Source organism: Pseudomonas sp. PDM10 (assembly GCF_014852295.1).
In the GTDB taxonomy this organism is placed as follows: Bacteria; Pseudomonadota; Gammaproteobacteria; order Pseudomonadales; family Pseudomonadaceae; genus Aquipseudomonas.
Genome location: NZ_JACVBJ010000023.1, coordinates 1 through 483, shown reverse-complemented (window position 1 = coordinate 483; position 483 = coordinate 1). Strand labels below are relative to the sequence as shown.

The window sequence follows — 483 nt, the reverse complement described above, 5'->3', positions numbered from 1 at the left end:
TCCAGACCCTGATCAGCGACCTCACCGGCCTGCCGATCGCCAACGCCTCGTTGCTCGACGAAGCCACCGCCGCCGCCGAAGCCATGACCTTCTGCAAACGCCTGAGCAAGAACAAGGGCAGCCACGCGTTCTTCGCCTCCGTGCATTGCCACCCGCAAACCCTCGACGTGCTGCGCACCCGCGCCGAGCCGTTGGGCATCGACGTGGTCGTGGGCGACGAGCGTAAACTGACTGACGTGACGCCGTTTTTCGGCGCCCTGCTGCAATACCCGGCAAGCAACGGTGACGTGTTCGATTACCGCGAACTGACCGAACGCTTCCACGCCGCCAATGCGCTGGTCGCGGTCGCCGCCGATCTGCTGGCCCTGACCGTGCTGACCCCGCCGGGCGAGTTCGGCGCCGACGTGGCCATCGGCAGTGCGCAACGCTTCGGCGTGCCGCTGGGCTTCGGTGGCCCGCACGCGGCGTACTTCTCCACCAAGG

General features: G+C 67.3%; 1 pseudogene. It reads left to right on the top strand.

Annotated elements, in window-relative coordinates:
- A pseudogene (locus tag IB252_RS29935) lies at nt 1-483 on the top strand (glycine dehydrogenase (aminomethyl-transferring)); the annotation flags it as partial.